The following is a 20291-nucleotide window of genomic DNA, read 5'->3' as shown; positions in this document are numbered from 1 at the left end:
CAAGATGGCCGGCCGCAACCTTAAAAACGATGCCGGATGCCCGCCGCATACTGCGACTCGTGCCAGTTTGCGTCATGCCAGGCGCCCTTCATATAGCCGTAGATCGCGTAGAGGTTGGTGCGTTTGGTCAGGTCGTAGCCGTAGCCGATCGAATACACCTGCTGACGGTGCGTGGCATCGTCGCGCGCAAGTGCACCGCTCGAACGCGGCATGCTGGCTTGCCATGAGGCGAGCATCGTACCCGCACCGATGCGCCACGCCGCACCCACCATGGCGCCATCGACCGTGCTGCCGGGAAAATAGGCGCGTTGGCCCGGCGACACGACGCCGGGAAGGGTCGACCCATTGCGCATGATCGACCATGCGGCGTACAGCGTGACGGGATTCAGACGCCACTTGCCGGCAAGCGTTGCCGCGTAAGGCTGTTCATCGCCACCGGCCGCGCGCATGGCAGTTTCCTGTGTGGTGCCCTGGCCCCAGTGCGCGCCTTCGTAAGTGGCCGTGAGCGCATAGGCATCGCGGTCGTACACGACCGCCCCGCTCATGAGCTTGCTGGAGGTCGGGGTGCGGTAACCCTGGCCGTCGTAGCTGAAACTGTAGTCCACGCCTGCGCGCAGGCCGCCGATGGTGGGCGTCCAATACGCCACGGTGTTGTCGGCCCGATTGGCGTTGTAGGGTAAGAGCGTGGTTTGCGCACCCGTGATCAGATACGACCCCAGAAACGCGTCGAAGTCGGCCAATGTGAGCGAGGAAGCAGACGTCTGGCGACCCAGACGCCATTCACCCCAATTGCCGGAAAGCCCCAGCCAGGCTGCGCGGCCGAACAAGCGGCTCCCTTGCGCCGACCGGCCTTCGTTCGCGAGAAAGCCACTTTCCAGAACGAAGTTGGCGCGGGTGCCGCCACCGAGATCTTCACTGCCGCGCAGGCCCCAGCGCGACCCGGACTGCACGCCGGACAGCATCTTCAGCGACGTGCCATCGTTCTGGCTCGAGATGCCGCCCACACTCAGATCGACCACGCCATACAGCGTGACACTGCTGGATTGCGCGTGAACCGTGCAGGCTACGCACGCCGCCAGGCCGGCGGCCATCCGCGAAAGTACCGTCATCGTGAGCGGCCCTTTACAGATACTTGAGCCAGGCGATATCGCGGCGGCGCGACTTCAGCCGCCCGAAAGCGCGCACCGGCCAGTACATCGCGATCGCCAGCAGCACTGTGATCACCCAGATCGTACCGATGCTGTTCACACCGAAGAACTTGCCTTGATCGAGTCCCCAGATCGCCACGCAACCCAGGTAGAGCGCCTTGAGCACGTACAGGTGCACCACGTAAAAGAACATCGGCGCCGCGCCGTACACGCACAGCGCGCGCACCCACGCGCGATGCTGGGCGCGTTCGATCAGGGCCAGCAGCAGGCATCCCAGCCCCAGCGTGAGCAGCAGGAAAAGCAGCGACGGCGGGTACTTCGTGATGTTGACGAAGCTCATCAGCGTGTGCAGGCCGTCTGCCCCGACCGACCACTTCTGCGATTGACCGTAGCCATTGGCACTGCGCAGCGCCACGAACGCGAGAAGCGCAATCACCCCGCAAAACGTCAGGTTGCGGCGGCGCGCTTCGGCATCGGCATCCCGCGCAAACCACGGCCCGGCGGCAAAGCCCAATGCGATCACGCCGATCCACGGCAGCACGGGATAGGAGGTTCGCAGGCGCAAGGCCTCGTTGACCTCGATCCAGCCGCGATCGTGCAGCACGGCCCACACCACGTGCAGCGGGTGCCCGACCGCGAAGTGCACGTGATCGAGCAGGTTGTGCCCGGCCACAATCGCCACGCCGACCGCCACCAACGCCCAGCGCGGCAACCACAGCAACGCCGCCAACGCCACCATGCTCAGACCGATCGCCCAGATCACCTGCAGGTACACCACCGAGGGCGGGAACTGGAAGGTCCATGCAAAGTTGATCACGATCATTTCGAGCAGGATCAGGAACACGACGCGCTTGAACAAGAAGGCCGACACCGCTACCCGATTGCCTGCCTTGTCGCCATAGAGCCATGCCGAGAGGCCGGTCAAGAATACGAATACGGGTGCGCAGAGGTGCGCCAGCAAACGCGAAAAGAAGAGCGCGGGGTCGGTGCTCGCCACATCCATCGGGTCGCCCACCTGATGATGCAGGAAGAACGTCTCGCGAACATGATCGAGCAACATGATGACGATCACCAGACCGCGAAGCGCGTCGATCGAGTGCAAACGTGCGGAGGACGGGGCGGGCGAAGCGGAGGATGACGAAAGCGACATGAGACGAGGAGCGATGCGGACAGCGGAAAACGCAAAGCCGGGATTGTAATGTAATAACATTGCTTTTCAACTCAACGTTGAACGAATTTCCCTGCTTCGGGAACAAGGCGTGCAGAGGCGGACTCCAACCTCGTCGAGGCCTGAACCTCTCGCTCGATGCCCACGCGACATTCGGCCGATCGCCCCGCCCTAGGAGAACCGCCCCTGATGACCTTGCACAGCCGCGCCACCACCTCCGATGACACCCGCGCCCTCATCGCCACACAACGCCCGATCGAAGCGCACGGCATCGTGGGCGATATGCGCACCGCCGCGCTCGTAGCCGATGACGGCACGGTCGATTTCTTCTGCTGGCCCGAGTTCGACAGCCCGTCGCTGTTCGTCTCATTACTGGATTCGCCGCGCGCCGGCGCATTCGAGCTGGCACCCGATCTGCCGGATGCACGCCGCATGCAGATCTATCTGCCGGATACGAATGTGCTGGTCACGCGCTGGCTCTCGGACGACACCATCGTGGAAGTCACCGACTTCATGCCGATCTATCCAGTCGATCGGCAATCGCGGCTGGTGCGCATCGTGCGCGCGATCGGTGGCGATGCCCGTATCGACATGCATTGCGCCGTGCGCCTCGACTACGCCCGGGCCGACACTCAGGCGCGCCAGGACGGCGACGACATCTGCTTTTACGCTGACGGTCAGCCGAGCGTGCGCCTGGCGGCAAGCCGCGCCATGACGCTTGACGACAATGCCGCGCACGCCAGTTTCGATCTGCGCGAAGGCGAAACGGCCGAGTTCATTCTTGGCGGTGTCGACGACGAACTCGTGCGCACCGAGGACATCGCCAACTGCTATAGCGACACCGTCAGGTTCTGGCAACGCTGGATCGGCACCTCCAATTACCGTGGACGCTGGCGCGAAATGGTGCAGCGCTCTGCGCTAGCGCTCAAGCTGCTGACGTCGCGCACCACCGGCGCGATCGCCGCAGCCGCCACGTTCGGCCTGCCCGAAAGCCCCGGTGGCGAACGCAACTGGGACTATCGCTATACCTGGATTCGCGATGCGTCGTTCACGATCTATGCGTTCATGCGCCTGGGCTTTACCGAAGAAGCGAACGACTTCATGCGCTGGACCGCGCAGCGCGTGACCACCGATGCCGACGGCAAGAACGTGCTGAGCATCATGTACACGATGGACGGCCACGAAGATATCGAAGAAAGCAATCTCGATCATCTGATTGGCCATGGCGGCGCCCAACCGGTACGCATCGGCAATGGCGCGCACGATCAGGTGCAGCACGACATTTACGGCGAATTGCTCGACGGCATTTACTTGAGCAATAAGTACGGCGAAGCCATTTCCCATCAAGGCTGGAAGCACGTGGTGGCGATCGTGGACGAAGCCTGCGAGCGTTGGAATACGCCCGACGTGGGCATTTGGGAAATGCGCGGCGAACCGCAGCATTTTCTGCATTCACGGCTGATGTGCTGGGTGGCCGTCGACCGCGCCATCCGGCTGGCGCAGAAGCGCTCGCTGCCCGCGCCGTTCAAGCGTTGGAACGATGTGCGCGCCGCGATTCACGACGACATCTGGAACAACTTCTGGGATGAAGAGGCCGGCCACTTCGTGCAGCGCCTGGGCAGCAAAGCGCTGGATGGGTCGTTGCTGCTGATGCCGCTGTTGCGCTTCGTGGGCGCGACCGATCCCTGCTGGCTGGCCACGCTCGAAGCGATCGAAAAGCGCCTGGTGCGCGACGGCATGGTGCGCCGTTACCTGCTCGAAGACACACCCTGCGATGGCTTGAAGGGCGAAGAAGGCGCGTTTGCGGCCTGCTCGTTCTGGTATGTCGAATGCCTCGCCCGCGCCGGGCGCCTCGACCATGCGCGCAGCGAGTTCGACAAGCTGATGTCGTATGCCAATCCGTTGGGGCTCTACGCCGAAGAGTTCGACCCAAAGGGCCATCATCTGGGCAATACCCCACAAGCCCTCACGCACCTGGCGCTGATCAGTGCAGCCACGTTCCTCGATCGCAAGCTCGACGGCAAGGACACGCACTGGCAGCCTTGAGAAAAACCCGGCTTCACCATGCGAGCGAAGCCGAGGTCGTCCGGATCAGCACTGAGCGCAGCGTCATGTTGGGCACACGTCTACGATCCCAGCCGCTGCAGGGTTATCAATTCAGCGTGAGGTTCGCCTCTTTCACCACCCGTTCCCACTTCACCAGTTCGGCACGGCGAAAGTCGTCCAGCGCTTGCGGTGTGGAGCCGATCGGCTCGGCGCCGAAGCCCTTCAGCTTGGCATCGATCTCGGGATCCTTGAGCACGTCGGCCAATGCCTTCGAAAGCGTGTCGACGATGGCGGGATCGGTGCCGGCCGGCGCAAACACCGCATTCCACTCATAGGATGCAAACCCAGGCACGCCCGCCTCGGCGATGGTGGGCAGCTCCGGGGCTGCCGGCGAACGCGCCGTGCCGCCCACAGCGATCGGGCGCAGCTTGCCGCTCTGAATGTGCGTCCATGCGGATCCCATGCTCGCAAACATCACGGGCACCTGACCCGCCATCACGTCGATCATGGCCGGACCGCCGCCTTTGTAGGCCACGTGCTCGAGATGCGTCTTGGCCAGCATATTGAACAGCTCGCCCGACAAATGCTGCGCCGACCCCGGACCGGCCGAGGCGAAGTACACCGGCTTATCCTTTTGCTGACCCAATGCGATCAGTTCCTTGACGGACTGCAGCGGATAGGACGGCGTCACCACCAGCACGTTGGGCACGCGCAGCAGCAGCGACACGGGCGCAAAATCCTTCAAGGTGTCGAACGTCATCTTGCTGTTCAACGCCGGGTTTTGCGAGTGATTCGAAGCATCGAGCATCAGGGTGTAGCCATCAGGCTTGGCCCGTGCCACCACCGCACCGCCGATCATGCCACCGGCGCCGCCACGGTTTTCGATCACCACAGGTTGACCGAGCTTCTGGCTCAGTTTGGGGCCGATCAATCGTGCCACCACATCGACGGTGCCGCCGGGCGGGTAGGTGACGACCAAGGTCACGGGCCGCTCGGGATATGCGGCCGCGCTCGGCGCGCTCACACCGAGCACGGCAACGCCCGTGAGCGCCGCGGCCACGACGGCGCGGCGCAGAATGTGATCGATCATGGTTTGTCTCCTAGATTTTGAATAGGTGTGCTGCCGTCGCGCCCAGGATGGCGCAGCGCGCGGAGGCGGGGGTGATCCAGTCATCCAGCTGCTGCCGGCAGGTGTCGAAATCCGTGGCGTTCCGGTGTTCGGTGTGGGGCCAGTCGCTGCCCCACACCAGGCGATCGGTGCCGAACGCGGCGAGCAGCAAGCGTGCGGCGTGTGCACTTTGTGCGGCAGCATCGTCGCACTGCCAGTTGCGGTACGCCGCCGAAAGCTTGACCCACACTTGCCTGCTCGCGGCTTGCGTCAGCAGATAGGCGAAGCCCGGGTCTTCCACGCCCTGGCGCGGATCGGGCCGGCCGAAGTGGTCGACGACCACGCGGCAACCGGCCGCCAGCAAGGGGGGCAGCACGTGCGGCAGCGCGCTCGCACGCTGATGCACCTCGATGTGCCAGCCCAGATCGTTGATGGCATGCAGCATCGCCGGCCATCCCCCTGACGCGAAATCGGGCACATCGCGGCCGAAGAGGTTGAGGCGCATGCCGACGATGCCCACGCGGTCCATCTCGCGCAACGCCCCCACCGGCGTTTCGGGCGGCACCACCGCCACCCCACGCAAACGCGCCGGTGCCACGCGCAGCGCGTCGATCAGATAGCGATTGTCGTAACCGAGAAAGCTGGGTTGCACCAGTACCCCATGGCTCAACCCCGCACGATCGAGATGCGCCAGATAGGCCGGCAACTCAGCATCTTCATCCGGCGTGTAGCGGCGGTCGGCCTCCATCGGCAGATCGCGATGAAACACATGCGCATGCGTGTCGATGGCCAACGTCGAGGAGGGTTCAGGTGCGGTCGGCGTCATGAAAGACGTGTCTCCGAAAGGCGGGCCGGCTGCATGAGCGGCGCGCTCGTTATGTCCAATGCGGCCAGTGTAGGCATCGCTCCCATTGTTTTCTATCTCTGGAATCGCCTTCTGATATATCGTTTCGATATGGAAACCCGTCACTTGCGCCATTTTCTGGCCGTCGTCGATCACGGCAGCATCAGTGCTGCATCTGCGTGGCTGGGCATTGCCCAACCTGCGCTGAGCCAATCGCTTGCACGCATGGAGAAGGAACTGGGCCTGCGTCTCTTCGAGCGATCGCGGGCCGGCGCCTCGCCCACACCGGCCGCACGCGCCATTCTCGAGGACATCCGGGTCAGCGTGGCGCGCATCGACGCCGCCGCCTTGCGGGCGCAAGCCATCGCCCAAGGCCGGGCGGGCCAGCTCACGGTAGGTCTGGTGTCGTCCGCGTTGTTCGAGACGTTGCCGCGCGCCCTGCGGGCATTGCGTCGCGAAGCACCCGATGTGCGCGTCGTGCTCAAGGAGATGAGCAATGTGGAGCAGGCCGACGCCTTGCAAAGCGGCGACATCGACATCGGCCTGATGCACACGCCGGTGGCCGTGGGCGGGCGCATGCGAGAGCGGCTGCTGGCGCGCGATCGGCTGTTGGCCGCCGTGCCGGACGATTTCGTGACCGATGCGAAAGGCCAGGTCGGCCTGGCCCAGATCGCGCACGCGGGCCTGGTGATGTTTCCCCAGTCGCATCTGCCCGTGCTCTACGCCGGCATCATGGACACCATCCGCAAGGCGGGCCTGGATGCCCGCGTGGAACAGGAAGCCAACCGCACATTGACCGTGCTCGCTTGCGTGGCCGGCGGTTGCGGCGTGGCCTTGCTGCCCACATGGATCCGCGCGCTGAAGTTCAGCGGGGTGAAGTTCTGCGACGTGCGCGATGGCGCAGCCCTGCCCAGCTTCGACCTGAGCGCTATCTGGCCGGCGCGTACGCAACCGGGGCTGGCGGATATCTTCGCGAATCTGGATCTCGCCCCGCTGTAACCGCGACCGGGCCGGATCGCCGGCAGGTGACGATCATCCTGCCGGCCGTGCGCTTTATTGCGGGGCGAGTTGCAGGCGATACGCCGACAACTGCGTCACCGGATCGAGATCGGTGCTGTGCACCGTCACGTTGGTCACACCGTGCGCCTGCGCGAGCGGCAACGTGCCGGGAATGCTGTTGAACACCACCGGCCCGGCCAATGCCACCGGTGCAAAGCGCCAGCTGCGATCCAGTCCAAACTGTGCCAGATCCAGCGTCTTCTTCGCCTTGATGTAATTGATCAGCACATCGCGGCTGGCATCCGGCGCTTGCAGCACGATGTCGCCCTTGCCGCCCTCCAGGCCGGGAAAGTTGCCACCGCCACTGGCGCGATAGTTGTTGGTGACCACGAGGTAGGCGTCATTGGCCTGCACCGGCGCGCCGGCGTAGGTGAGCGACGTGATGCGCGCGCCCTTCGGCTGCGTGATGTCGATCGTGTACTGCAGCGCGTTGCCCTCGGCGTAAAGCACGTCGAAGTTGAACGTGGGAAACGTCGTATCGATCAACGGCTGCACGGCGGTACGGGCAGGATCGATGCGATTGAATTGCTCGGCGGTCTTCTCCAACCATTGCCGCACGGTATTGCCGGTCACGCGCACCACCTGCAAGGTGTTCGGGTACAGATACAGATCGGCCGCGTTGTTGATCGCCACGTCACCTTGCTTCACGTTGGTGAAGTCGCCTGGCCCGTTGCGACCGCCTTTGAACGGCGCCGCGGCTGACAGGATCGGCAGGCCGGCATAGGCGGGCTGATTGGCCGCGATATACGTCTTCAGATAATCGATCTGCGCCATGTTCACGATCTGCAGCGCCGAAACATCGCCCACCAGCGCAAAGTTGGTCGACAGGTCGAACGTGGCCCGCCCGATCGGTGTTTTCACGTAGTCGATCGTAGCGGTATGCACACCAGTCACGAGCTGCTGCGTGCCGAGGTCCGGCTCAACGTAGGTCGCGGGTGTGGCACCGTTTTGCGCGGTCAACAGGGTCGGCACGCGCTGCACGACGGTCGCGTCGCGCTGCACCTGCCAGCCGCCGTCATACGCCAACGTCAAGCCGATCACGCCAAGATTGTTGCCCCATTGGCCGGGCTGCACGGCCGGCACGCCATTGACCAGGCCTTTCACCGGATCCACGCCGGGCTGGCCCGCAAAAGGCGAATTGGCCGCGGCATTCGGGAAGAGCTGATGCTGGTGGCCCGTGAGCAACACGTCGATGCCCGGCACTTCGGTCAGGTATCCCGCGCCATTTTCCATATCTGGCGCGTACGGCGTCGTCATATCGATGCCGCCGTGCGCCAGCGCCACCACGATATCCGCGCCGGCAGTCTTCATTTCCGGTACGTAACGCGCAGCCGTTTCCTTCCAGCCTGTCACTTCGACGTGCCCTTCCAGATTGGCCTTGTCCCATTGCATGATGGGCGGCGGCGCAAAGCCGATCACCCCCACATTGACGGTGACCTGGGTCGTTTTGCCATCGGGTGCCGTGGCGTCGAACGTCTTGGGCAGGATCACATACGGCTTGAAGATCGGCGCCTTGCTGGCCGCCGACACCACGTTGGCCGACACGAACGGAAAACGCGGCGCGGCGCATTGGGCGGCGCCTGCGGGATTGCTTTGCGGCGTGCCTTTGGTAATGCCGCTCAAGCCAAAATCGACGTTGGTGATCTGCGATAGATACGGCAGCCCGTAGTTGAACTCGTGATTGCCCATCGTGCCGGCGTCCACACCAAGCGCATCCATCTGGCGATAGATGGCGATCATGTCGGCGCATTGGACAGGGTTCACCAGCGCCTGATAGTCCGACAGCGCCGTGCCCTGGATCGTATCGCCGTTATCCAGCAGCACATGATTCGGAAACGCGCGGCGCGCATTGGCGATCAACGTTGCCGTGCGGTCCACGCCATAGCTTTTGTCTTCAGCAAGCTTGTAGTAGTCGTAGCCCAGCACGTTCGCGTGCAGGTCGGTCGTCTCGAGCACGGCCATCTGCAGGCGCGTGCCTTGGGCGACCGCGGGCGGTGCGGGTTCGGTGGGCGGCGTGCCGGGATCGGCGACCTCATCGCGGTCGTCGTGATCGTCGCCGCCGCAAGCGCTCAGGCTCAAGCCCAGGATGGCCGCAAGCAGCACGCGTGCAAAATTCTGATTGTGAAACGTCACCGCAGATTCTCCTCGATTGGCGAAGCGATTCTGAGGCTGACGTATGACGTGGCAGTGACATCGCGCAGGATGTGCGACGGCTGGCGGCGCGCCATCCGATTGCGCGCCGCACCGCACGGGTCATTTGAACAACGGGATCAGTCGAACGCCGCCGGATCGATGCGGCCGAGCGCCTTGAACGCGGGCTTGCAGAAGAAATAACCTTGCATCAGATCCACGCCGGCATCACGCAGAAAGTCGCGCTCCGCGATCGTCTCGATGCCCTCGGCCAGAACGTGCACATCGAGCGCCTGGCACATCGACAGAATGCCGCGCACGATGGCTTGCTTGGGCAGGTTGCGATCCACATCGCGTACCAATTCCATATCGATCTTGACGATGTCCGGTTGGTATTCCGACAGCAAGCTCAGCCCGGCGTAGCCCGCACCGAAATCATCGATCGCCGTTCGAAATCCGAAGCGGCTGTACTCGCGAAAGATGTTGACCAGATGCGGTCGATCCTGCACCTGCTCGCCTTCGGTCACCTCGAAAATGATGCGTTCGATCGGAAAGCCGTACGTGCGCGCCGCCTCGAATGTGCTTTGAATGCAGGCCTTGGGCTGATACACGGCGTTGGGCAGAAAATTGATCGACAGGAATTCCTGCATGCCCAAGGCGGCAGCGCCGCGTATGGCTTGCACCCGGCAGGCTTGATCGAAGGAATAGCGCGTGTCGTCGTTGACCTGTGCCAGCACGGATGCCGCCGACTCGCCATTCGGCCCGCGCACCAGCGCCTCGTGCGCATACACGCTGCGCGTGCTCAGTCGCACGATGGGTTGATACGCGAACGTGAATTCGAAATCGAGGGCGGCGGCATCCTTGCAGCGTCCGCAGCCCGGCATCCGGTTGGCTTCGGAGGGTGAACCCGACTCGCGTGGCCCTGCCGGCGCCGGTGCCGCGAACGGCAACGCACTCGACTGCAAAGGCACGACAGCGATTTGCGCACTACCCACAGATTTCTCCAATCGGTCGTCAGGCCGGGTTCAACACAGTGATTCGACGTTTTCCAGCTGGGGATGCGCTGCTTTCCAGCGCGCAGCCCGCCTTTCAAGCAAGCGATGTGCCTCGCGTGGCCCACGCCCCTTCCCGCACGATACGCCTGGTGCCGCTTCGTGTGGTGCGTTTCGCCCGGATCGACCCTGACACTCGGCCCATTGCAGTAGACTTTCGCCTATGAACCCACCTATCTACACCCTCACCTCCGGCACCGTGCCGCTCGTCGTCTCGATCCCGCACGGCGGAGCCTTTCTCCCCGAACCTTATGCGGGCGCCATGACGCCGGCAGCGCAGATCGTGGCCGATACCGACTGGCACTTGGCGCGGCTGTACGACTTCACGCACGCCCTGGGCGGCTCGATGCTCGAAGCGAACTATTCGCGCTACGTGATCGACCTGAATCGCCCTGCCAGTGGCGAAAGCCTGTATCCCGGCCAAACCACCACCAGCCTGTGCCCCACCGAAACGTTCCGCGGCGAGCCCTTGTATGGCGCGCCCGATCAGCCGTCGGATGCCGATGTGGCCACGCGTGTGGATACGTTCTGGCGGCCTTACCACGACGCCCTGCGCGCCGAACTCGAACGCCTGCGTGCCCTCCACGGGCACGTACTGCTGTGGGAAGCGCATTCGATTGCGAGCCAACTGCCCCGCTTGTTCGACGGTCAACTGCCCGACCTGAATATCGGCACGTTCGGCGGTGCGAGTTGTGCGCCGAGCGTGCATGAAGCGGCCGCGGCCAGTGCGGCCGCCATGCCGTTCACGTCGGTGGTCAACGGACGCTTCAAAGGCGGCTACATTACGCGCCATTACGGCCAACCCGAGCAAGGCATTCATGCCGTACAGCTCGAAATGAGCCAGTGCATCTACATGGACGAAACGGCGCCGTTCGGCTATCGCGAGGATCTGGCGGCCAAGATCCAGCCGCACTTGAAGCACATGGTCGAGAACGTGTTTGCGGCACTGCCGCGCTGAGCGGCAGCGGGCGCAGCAATACCTGCCACGCCCCACGCACTCATGACCTCAGCGCCCTCTGAACGAGATCCGGTCGACACGGCCAATACCACGGCGTCGCTGCTGCTCGACCTCCTGAGCCGAGAAGCCACGCTGGACGATTACGCCGATCTGCTGGCGAGGATGACGGCGCAGGCCGCATCATCGGCAGGCCGCGATCAGGTGCGGGAGCACGTCCGCCTTGCGCTGGCCATACGCGAGCGCATCGAACTGCATCAGCAGAAGGAACGGGGCCTGTTGGCCGTGATCGATTCTGCCCAGGATCTGACGGCGCTGCGCGACGTCGACCGGGTGCTGGCCGCCATCGTGCATCGCGCCCGGCAATTGGTGGCGAGCGACGTCGGCTATCTATCCATCTACGACGCGGCCGAGGGCGATTTCTATGTGCGCGCCACCGATGGCGCCTTTTCCGAGCGCTTCAAACGCATTCGCGTGCCGGGCGACATCGGCATCTGTGGCCACGTCGCGCGCACCCGGGCGCCCTACAGTTCGACCGACTACATGACGGACGCGCGCTTTTCGCACACGCAAGGCATCGATCACGGTGTGCGCGACGAACATATCCGCGCGATTCTCGGCGTGCCACTCCTGATCGGCGCGCGGGTGCTGGGCGTGTTGTTCGTCGGCGATCGCTACGCCCGGCCCTACTCACCCTGGGAAACGTCCATTCTGACCACGCTGGCGTCACATGCGTCGGTGGCGATCGAGAATGCACGCCTGTTCGCCGAAAACGAAGTCGCCCTGGCGCAGACCAGCGCCGCCAATGCCCAGTTGCAGGATCAGGCCGAGGCCACGCAGTTCGCAGCCGATGCGCACGAGAAACTGACGGCGTTGGTGGCGCGCGGGGGGAGCCTTCACGATGTGGTCGCCATGGTGGCCGCGTTGCTGGATGGCAGCGTGGTCGTGCTGGACGAGAGTGAGCAACCCAGCGTCTGGTCCGACAATGCGCCGGCCTGGGACGCGCTCACCTACGCCAAACAGGATCGCATTCACGCCGCGCTGTTTGCAAGCCGATCGCAAGGCCGATCCGTCCTGGCCTACGACGATGGCGGCCGGGTGTGTCGCGTGGCCGCCATCACCAGCGGTGCAGGCCTGCTGGGCGGACTGGCCATCACCACCCCACACGATCTCACCCACCTCGAAACCCGCACGCTGGAACGGGCGGCTCTGGTGGCAGGGATGGTGCTGCTGGCAAAGGAACGTGCCAATTACGCCGGCCTGGGCAACCGCGTGGATCTCTTGCGCGCGGTGTTCGATCCGCACCGGGAGGTGGGCCCAACCGAAACCGCTCACCTCAATGCACTGGGGCTCGACGCGCGCCAACCCTTTACCTTGGCCGTTGCCGCAGTGGTCGAAGGCGATGGGCAGTATGTGTTGAAGCGTCTGCAAACTGCGATGAAACGCGACGCGACGCTCTTCGATTTCTACGACGGCCACATCGTTTGCCTCAGTGCGAGTGCGAGCACGGCGTCGCTCGCGCACGAGGTGCAGACCTGCGTGACCCTCAAGCCGGGCCTGACGGTGACCTGCGTCGACGCGGCGCCGGCGCCGCTCGAGGATCTGCCGCATGTGCTGGCCTCGCTGAAGCGCTGCATGACCTTGCTTGCAACGTTGGGCCGCAATGGCACGGCCGCGCACGAGGCCGAGTTGGCGCTGTATGCGCGGCTCTTCGACGGCCGCAGCGATGACGACATCGCCGGGTTCATTCGCGCCACGCTGGGCGCACTGGCGGCAGGCGAGGCGACGCGCAGCAGCGATCTGTGCCGCACCTTGCTCGCCTACCTGGATGCGGGCCGCCATGCCGGGGCAACGGCGCGGGCGCTGGACATTCACGTGAACACCTTGCGGCAACGGCTGGATGCCATCGCAAGCGACCTGCCGGATTGGCAACACCATGGCCGCGCACTGGATATTCACATGGCGCTGCGCCTGCAACAGCTCCGCCGTCCGGGCTGACCAACCGCGGCGGCGGGTTCCAGACCGGCAGGTGGCGGGTGGCGGTGGGCCTGGATATACGCAGGAACCCGCAAACGCATCCCACCGCCCGGAAGCACAGCATTGGGTTAATTCACCATTTCCAACGGCCGAATATGTGGAATTTACACATAGGTGGGCATGCGGCCTCCCTGGACAATGACGACTCAAAATCAGAGCCGCCCCTATGGCGGCCGCCAGGAGACAAACCATGCGCCACCGCCACGCCCCCTAGCCGCTACCGCGCCATCGCCCGACGCCACGCCGCCCCCGCAACCCTGTCTGCCTGCGCCGCGGCGTGCACGTACGGCACGCACCGTCTTCACTCATTCCTCAGGAGCCCTCACTCATGGCACTCGACTCCCGTCTTCCCAATTTTCGCGCGTTGACCCCCGCCCAGCGTCTGGACCACATCGCCGAGACCGCCGGTTTCACCGCAAGCGAAAAAGCGCAACTTGCCCAACCCGGCGCGTTGCCCCTGGAAACCGCCGACGGCATGATCGAAAACGTGATCGGCACCTTCGAGCTGCCGCTTGCCGTTGCCGGCAACTTCACGGTCAATGGCCGCGATGTGCTCGTGCCGATGGTGGTGGAAGAGCCCTCGGTCGTGGCAGCCGCCTCGTTCATGGCCAAACTGGCACGCGAATCGGGCGGCTTTCAAACGTCGTCGACCGGCCCCATCATGCGGGCGCAGGTGCAATTGATCGACGTGTCCGATCCCTATGGCGCGCGTCAGGCCATTCTGCAAGCGCGCGAGGAGATCCTGCGCATCGCCAATAGCCGCGACAAGGTGCTGATCGGCCTGGGTGGCGGCTGCCGCGACATCGAAGTGCATGTGTTTCCCGACACCAAGCGCGGCCCGATGGTCGTCACGCATTTGATCGTCGACGTGCGCGACGCCATGGGCGCCAACACCGTCAACACGATGGCCGAGGCCGTGGCCGGCCATATCGAGAGCATCACCGGGGGCAAGGTACGCCTGCGCATCCTGTCCAACCTCGCGGATTTGCGCCTAGCGCGCGCCCGCGCACGTTTCAGCCCCGAGGTGCTCACCACCAAGGCCTACAGCGGCGCAGACGTCATCAACGGCATCGTCGACGCCTATGAGTTCGCCGCCGTCGATCCCTATCGCGCCGCCACGCACAACAAAGGCATCATGAACGGCATCGATCCGGTGATCGTGGCCACCGGCAACGACTGGCGCGCCGTCGAAGCCGGGGCGCACGCCTATGCGTGCCGCAGCGGCCAATACACGTCGCTCACCACCTGGGAGATCGCGAACAATGGCGATCTCGTGGGCGCGATCGAAATGCCGATGCCAGTGGGCCTCGTAGGCGGCGCCACCAAGACGCATCCCTTGGCGCGGCTCGCGCTCAAGATCCTCGACATCAAGTCGGCGCAGGAACTGGCCGAAGTGGTCGTGGCGGTCGGGTTGGCGCAAAACATGGGCGCCTTGCGCGCGTTGTCGACCGAAGGCATTCAGCGCGGCCACATGGCCTTGCACGCCCGCAACATCGCATTGAGCGCCGGCGCCACCGGCGCGGATGTGGACTGGGTGGTCAAGCGCATGGTGGCGGCAGGCGACGTCCGCACCGAAGTCGCCGCGCAGTATCTGGCCGAGCGCCAGGCGTCGTAACGCAGCACCCGCGGGGCATCCCGCGGACACGAACCGGCGAGACCCATCGCCGGCAACCTTGAGCGGAAGAGACACATGACCAAGCCTTTGAAACTGATCGAAGTGTGGGGCGACACCGTCGACTCGCGCCATTTGCTGTGGGCCATCGTGATCGGGGCGGTGATCAGCCTGACCGCGTTTCTGGTGGCGCGCCATTTTCTGCTCGGCGTGGTCGCCCAACCGGCCATGGCGGGGTCTTACGCCATGCTGATCGGACTGGGCGGCTGCCTCGTCGGAGGCGGCATCTGCGCCAAGCTGTTCGCACCCAAACGCGTCGTGCTCGAAGAACACAACAGCGATCCGAACTGGCGCGATGCGGCAATGGCGGAATTGGCAGGCGAAGCCGGCGGACTCGGCAAGCTCGCCGATCTGCCGCCCGAGGTCGCGGCCGAGATGCGCGAAGTCGGACTGTACGACCTGTTTGCCGATTACGAGAAAAAGCTCGAAGCCGAGGCCCGCGCCGCCGGCACGTCGCCGTCTGCCGCCGCATCGCCTCTCCCATCAAAATAAGAACAAGGATCCGACATGGAAACCCTCATAACCGACATTCTCGTCGCCATATCGATGGGCCTGCTGGGCGCGGTGATTTTCTCCGCGCTCGGCCTGGTCTCCGGCACGGATGAAACGGCGACCCTGGCGCCGCTGACTCTGCTCGTCGTGTTGCTGGGCGTGCCGCCCGCCGGCGTCCTGACCTTCTTTCTGGCGGGCGCCGTCGCCAAGCACATGACCCACGCCATACCCACCACGCTACTGGGCATACCGGGGGATACGCTCGCCACCCCCTTGCTTGCCCATGCCACGGCGTTGCGCAATCTTGGGGTGCCGCATATCGCGTTGCGCAAGATGATCTCGGGTGCCTTCATCGCGGCGTTCATTGCCGTGCCGCTCGCGGTGCTGTTCGCCGTGCTGCTCGCCCCGTTCGGCCCCGCGATCACCAAGTCGGCCCCCTGGATCTTCTTTGCTGCGGCGCTGATGATTGCGTACTTCTCGCCAGGCCGCTGGGCATCGGTGGCCCTGCTGGTGCCGTTCGTGACGATCATCATGGCGCTGCAAGCCGTGAGCCTCAAGTACGACGCACGGCTGACGATCAGCTATTTTCTGGGCATCGCCATCGGGCCCTTGATCGCCGACCTGTTCGCCTCGATTTCGCCCGTGGACAATAAGCGCATGCAGCGCGACAGCCCGCGCAAATTCTCGCTCTCACCCGACGTGCGCAGTTGGACCGGGTACTTTCCAAATCCCTTGAAAGTGCTGGATGGCACGCAGCGCAAGTGGACCGCGATCACCGCCACGATCTCGAGCGCCACCTTCGTGTTCAGCCCGGTCGCGATGACCGTGTTGATGGGTGAGGTGGTGGGATCGCGCGTGAAGCACGCCTATCACCGGATGACCACGGTGCTGGCCGCGCGCAATGGCGTGACCGAAGCCACCTATATCGCCGAGGCGCTGATTCCGCTGATCGCGTTCGGTTTGCCGTTGAGCCCGGTTGCAGCGGGCCCCGCCGCGCCGCTCTTCAACGCGCCACCGCGCTTCACCATCGATGCGGCCACCGGCCAGGTGAACAACCTGCACACCATGCTGTCGCATTGGGAGTTTCTGGGATACGGCTTGCTGGCCGTGCTGCTGGCGGCGCTGATCGCCTATCCGCTGACCATGAACTTTGCGCACCGCGCAGCGTTGTTCGTGTCGCGCAAGCTCAGTCATGAAGCCATCATCGCTACCTTCATCGGCCTGATCTTCGTCATCAGCATCTGGGAAGGCGGGATCATGGGCTTCCTGGTCATTCTCACGATGGGCTTGATGGGGGGATTGCTGTCGCGCCATTTCGGATTCAATACCGGCGTGCAGTTCATGGGGTTCTACATCGCCATCCTGACGGTGCCTGCGCTCTTGCGGGTGACGGGACTGGCGTGATGAGGGATTAGGACTTTTAGGCACGCGCGATGCTTAAGGGAAAGTCCTAACCCCCCCTGCTCCGGAGTCCATCATGAAGAACGCAAAATTACTGGCTGTTGCCCTCACCCTCGCCGTACTCGCTGGTTGCAGCAGCATGGGCAGCATGCCCTCCTCCACCGGCCCCGCGACCAACGCGAGCCAGCCGGGCTACTACCCCGACACCGGCGCCGGCAACTGATCTGCCCCAAGCCGTCGTGCCCCGAACGCCCCATTGCCATGGGGCGTTTTCACGTGCGCACGACGGCGCGCGAGGATGCGAGTACGATCTTTTTTCCTCTGCCTGCCAAGGAACGAATCATCATGCCTATGCTTTCATCCCCCGTCATGCGCCCGCGCCAAACCGGTCTTGCCCTGGCGCTTTTGCTTGCTCTGGGCGCCGCTCAGGCCGCACCGGTCGCCCAGGTCCACGACGCGGCGCAAGCCCAGCAACAGGACGTACTGGACACGATGCGCGACCTGGTCAACATCGAATCCGGTAGCAAGGATCCTGAAGGCGTGGCCAAGATTGCCGCGCTGGTGGCAGAGCGGTTGAAACAGCAAGGCGGGAAGGTCGAGATCATCACGCCCACCGATATCTTCCGCATGGACGATACGCCCGAGAAGATCGGCCCGATGGTGCACGCCGAGTTTGCCGGCACGGGCACCAAGAAGATCATGCTGATCGCGCACATGGATACCGTCTATCTGCCCGGCATGCTGAAGGATCAACCCTACAGGGTGGAAGGCGACAAAGCCTACGGCCTGGGTATCGCCGACGACAAGCAAGGCGTGGCGCTCATCATCAATACGGTCGCCATCCTGCAGAAGCTGGGCGTGAAGGATTACGGCACGCTCACCGTGCTGATCAACGGCGACGAGGAAATCAGTTCGCCTGGCGCACGCAGCACCATCACCCGGCTGGGCGCCGAGCAAGATGCCGTGTTGTCGTTCGAGGGCGGTGGGGCCAAGGGCGATCTGCGTCTGGCCACCAGCGGCATCGGTTCGGCCTATCTCACGGTGCAAGGCCGCACGTCACACGCCGGTTCGCGCCCCGAAGGCGGCGTGAACGCCCTGTACGAACTTGCGCACCAAGTGCTGCAGATGGACGACCTGTCGCAGAACGATGCGGGGCTCAAGCTCAACTGGACCGTGGCGCAGGCCGGCACCAATCGCAACGTGATTCCAGGCCAGGCCACCGCGCAAGCCGATGCCCGGGCGCTGAAAGTGTCGGACTTCGACGCCTTGGAAGCGGCGATGCGCGAACGGATTCAGAAGAAGCTGCTGCCCGAATCGAAGGTCGACCTGAAGTTCGAGGTACGCCGCCCGCCCCTGCAAGCCACCGACGCCTCGCGCGCGCTCGCCGCACACGGCAAAACGATTTATGACGAACTCGGCCTGCCCATGAATGTGCTCGACCGGGCGACCGGCGGCGGCACCGATGCGGCATTCGCCGGCTTGAAGTCCAAGGGCGCGGTGATCGAAGGCTTCGGGTTGAGCGGATTCGGCGCGCATTCGAACGACGCCGAATATGTGCTGACCAACACCATCGTGCCGCGCCTGTATCTGGCCACCCGCATGATCATGGATGTGTCGCAGGGCAAGGCCGCACCGAAGTAGGCCATCGTCGCCCCAGTCCACTACCCCGCTCGGCCCGTTCCCCCGGGCCGGGTTTGTTTGGGGTGTACGGAACTTTCTGACGCACTGACAATCTGCTTAATCGATTACGCTTCGCATCCTGCCAAGCATAAGGAGCTGGATAGATGAGCACGACTTCTTCTTCAACCTGGACTGACAACTCGCATCGTTACGGCACCGTCAGCCGGTTGTTTCACTGGACGATGGCGGCCTTGTTTGCCTGGCAGTTCACCAGCGCCCTGTTGCACGCCTTCGCCGGCGATACCCCGATCGAGCGCTTCTTCTGGTCGACCCATGGCACCAATGGCTTCTGTTTGATGGTGCTGGTGCTGCTGCGCGGCGCCTGGGGGTTGAGCAACCTGAAGCGCCGTCCTGCCCACCAGCCCGGCCCGCTTGGCCGCTTCGCCGCCGCCGGGCACTTGCTGCTGTACGCGCTCATGATCGTCGTTCCCGCCCTGGCGCTGATGCGCGCCTATGGGCGCGGACGCGGATTTGCGCCGTTCGGCATCCAGGTGTTCGAGGCGACCGGTCAACAGCATCCCGCCTTGATCGCCCCGGCCAGCGCCGCGCACGGTCTGCTGGGATGGACGTTGCTGGCGCTGATCGTGGGCCACATCGCCATGGTCATCATGCACCGCGTGGTCTGGAAGGACGACATCCTGACGCGGATGGCCGGACGCGCGTAAGCGCAAACGTCGCGGTCGTCATCGATATGGCTTAGGCCGCATGCCGGAGCGACGGCAGCGGCGATTGCGGCCACCATACGCCTGACAGGTTCCCTCACAACCACAGGCGGCAGGACTCGATGACTGCACGAATCCCTACCTGGCGGGTTGCTTTGGCATTGCTGCTCGGCGCGACGATACTTCCGGTCGCCCACGCCAACGACACTTACCGCTACAAAGATCCCTTCGGCCGTTGGCGCACGATGATTGTGCCCACCGGCATGGCCAAACATTACAAAGCGGCGCAAATGCGCGCCGCCGCGCGTTTGGGTACGACCGACCGCTGCTCGGCATGCGGTGCGGGCGGGCTCGTCGACAGCCCGGAGGCGACCGCTGCCCGGATGGCGCAGTTGCAAGCCCATCCCGGTCTGGCCGGCTTTCACAATGTGATCGGTCAGGCGTCCAAGGACTCTGGCGTCGATCGCGCCCTGATCAGTGCCGTCATCGCCATCGAATCCGGCTTTCGCAAGGATGCCCGGTCGCCCAAGGGTGCGCTGGGGTTGATGCAGTTGATGCCCGGCACGGCCGTGGCGTTGATCAACGCCCGCGACATCCAGACGGCGCTGCTCGATCCGGCGACCAATGTGGGCGCCGGCGCCCGGCACCTGCGGCGTCTGCTCGACCAGTACCCGGGCCGCATGGACCTGGCGCTGGCGGCCTACAACGCCGGCGAAGGCGCGGTGGCGCGCTATGACGGCATTCCCCCCTATGCCGAAACGCAGGCCTATGTGCGCAATGTGACCGCGCTTTACCGCTCCTACGTCGTCCTGAAATAGCCGCGCAAGTACCCGCCGC

Annotated in this window: 17 protein-coding genes; 11 read left to right on the top strand and 6 right to left on the bottom strand. The window is 64.3% G+C overall.

What is annotated here, in order from left to right; all coding sequences use genetic code 11:
- Positions 1-20 precede the first annotated feature (20 nt).
- Together EYW45_RS05350 and EYW45_RS05345 are read right to left on the bottom strand one after the other, a co-directional pair.
- Positions 21-1109, bottom strand: coding sequence for a porin (locus EYW45_RS05350; protein WP_161134314.1), 1089 nt, complete (start codon positions 1107-1109; stop codon positions 21-23).
- Positions 1110-1122: 13 nt separating this feature from the next.
- Positions 1123-2298 (bottom strand): DUF1624 domain-containing protein, encoded by a 1176-nt coding sequence (locus EYW45_RS05345; protein ID WP_161134615.1) that lies wholly within the window; start codon positions 2296-2298, stop codon positions 1123-1125.
- 207 nt (positions 2299-2505) lie between these two features.
- Here EYW45_RS05345 and EYW45_RS05340 point away from each other — a divergent pair, with 207 nt between their 5' ends.
- Positions 2506-4362, top strand: coding sequence for a glycoside hydrolase family 15 protein (locus tag EYW45_RS05340; RefSeq protein ID WP_161134313.1), 1857 nt, complete (start codon positions 2506-2508; stop codon positions 4360-4362).
- A 106-nt stretch (positions 4363-4468) separates the two neighbouring features.
- On the opposite strand, the gene EYW45_RS05335 is transcribed toward EYW45_RS05340, so the two are convergent.
- Positions 4469-5452, bottom strand: a complete 984-nt coding sequence (locus tag EYW45_RS05335; protein WP_161134312.1) for a Bug family tripartite tricarboxylate transporter substrate binding protein — start codon at positions 5450-5452, stop codon at positions 4469-4471.
- Positions 5453-5462: 10 nt separating this feature from the next.
- Positions 5463-6296, bottom strand: a complete 834-nt coding sequence (locus EYW45_RS05330) for an amidohydrolase family protein (protein WP_161134311.1) — start codon at positions 6294-6296, stop codon at positions 5463-5465.
- 129 nt (positions 6297-6425) lie between these two features.
- On the opposite strand from EYW45_RS05330, the gene EYW45_RS05325 reads away from it, so the two are divergent.
- The gene (locus EYW45_RS05325; protein ID WP_161134310.1) at positions 6426-7313 is read left to right on the top strand and encodes a LysR family transcriptional regulator; all 888 of its coding nucleotides are present in this window, start codon (positions 6426-6428) and stop codon (positions 7311-7313) included.
- Positions 7314-7367: 54 nt separating this feature from the next.
- Here the strand turns inward: EYW45_RS05325 and EYW45_RS05320 are convergent, their stop codons facing one another.
- Positions 7368-9506 carry a 5'-nucleotidase C-terminal domain-containing protein gene (locus EYW45_RS05320; RefSeq protein ID WP_161134309.1) on the bottom strand — a complete coding sequence of 713 codons (2139 nt, stop codon included), beginning with the start codon at positions 9504-9506 and terminating at the stop codon, positions 7368-7370.
- A gap of 137 nt (positions 9507-9643) precedes the next feature.
- Positions 9644-10387, bottom strand: coding sequence for an EAL domain-containing protein (locus EYW45_RS05315; protein WP_161134614.1), 744 nt, complete (start codon positions 10385-10387; stop codon positions 9644-9646).
- Positions 10388-10718: 331 nt separating this feature from the next.
- Here EYW45_RS05315 and hutG point away from each other — a divergent pair, with 331 nt between their 5' ends.
- From hutG to EYW45_RS05270, 9 genes are all read left to right on the top strand, one after another.
- On the top strand, positions 10719-11513 hold the full coding sequence (hutG, locus tag EYW45_RS05310) for an N-formylglutamate deformylase (protein WP_161134308.1): 795 nt from the start codon (positions 10719-10721) through the stop codon (positions 11511-11513).
- Between the two features lie 42 nt (positions 11514-11555).
- Positions 11556-13508 carry a helix-turn-helix domain-containing protein gene (locus EYW45_RS05305; protein ID WP_161134307.1) on the top strand — a complete coding sequence of 651 codons (1953 nt, stop codon included), beginning with the start codon at positions 11556-11558 and terminating at the stop codon, positions 13506-13508.
- A 367-nt stretch (positions 13509-13875) separates the two neighbouring features.
- On the top strand, positions 13876-15162 hold the full coding sequence (locus EYW45_RS05300; protein ID WP_161134306.1) for a hydroxymethylglutaryl-CoA reductase, degradative: 1287 nt from the start codon (positions 13876-13878) through the stop codon (positions 15160-15162).
- Between the two features lie 75 nt (positions 15163-15237).
- The gene (locus EYW45_RS05295) at positions 15238-15711 is read left to right on the top strand and encodes a hypothetical protein (RefSeq protein WP_161134305.1); all 474 of its coding nucleotides are present in this window, start codon (positions 15238-15240) and stop codon (positions 15709-15711) included.
- 15 nt (positions 15712-15726) lie between these two features.
- Positions 15727-17115, top strand: a complete 1389-nt coding sequence (locus EYW45_RS05290) for a tripartite tricarboxylate transporter permease (RefSeq protein WP_161134304.1) — start codon at positions 15727-15729, stop codon at positions 17113-17115.
- Positions 17116-17188: 73 nt separating this feature from the next.
- Entirely contained in the window at positions 17189-17335 is a 147-nt protein-coding gene (locus tag EYW45_RS05285) for a hypothetical protein (RefSeq protein ID WP_161134303.1), read from the top strand.
- 122 nt (positions 17336-17457) lie between these two features.
- Positions 17458-18753, top strand: a complete 1296-nt coding sequence (locus tag EYW45_RS05280) for a M20/M25/M40 family metallo-hydrolase (protein ID WP_161134302.1) — start codon at positions 17458-17460, stop codon at positions 18751-18753.
- Positions 18754-18896: 143 nt separating this feature from the next.
- Positions 18897-19457 carry a cytochrome b gene (locus EYW45_RS05275; RefSeq protein ID WP_161134301.1) on the top strand — a complete coding sequence of 187 codons (561 nt, stop codon included), beginning with the start codon at positions 18897-18899 and terminating at the stop codon, positions 19455-19457.
- Positions 19458-19576: 119 nt separating this feature from the next.
- Positions 19577-20272, top strand: a complete 696-nt coding sequence (locus EYW45_RS05270) for a lytic transglycosylase domain-containing protein (protein ID WP_161134300.1) — start codon at positions 19577-19579, stop codon at positions 20270-20272.
- Positions 20273-20291 lie beyond the last annotated feature (19 nt).

This window comes from Schauerella aestuarii (assembly GCF_009866805.1).
GTDB lineage: Bacteria > Pseudomonadota > Gammaproteobacteria > Burkholderiales > Burkholderiaceae_B > Schauerella > Schauerella aestuarii.
The sequence above is the reverse complement of the archived record's forward strand: the minus strand, read 5'-3'. Positions and strand labels throughout refer to the sequence as shown.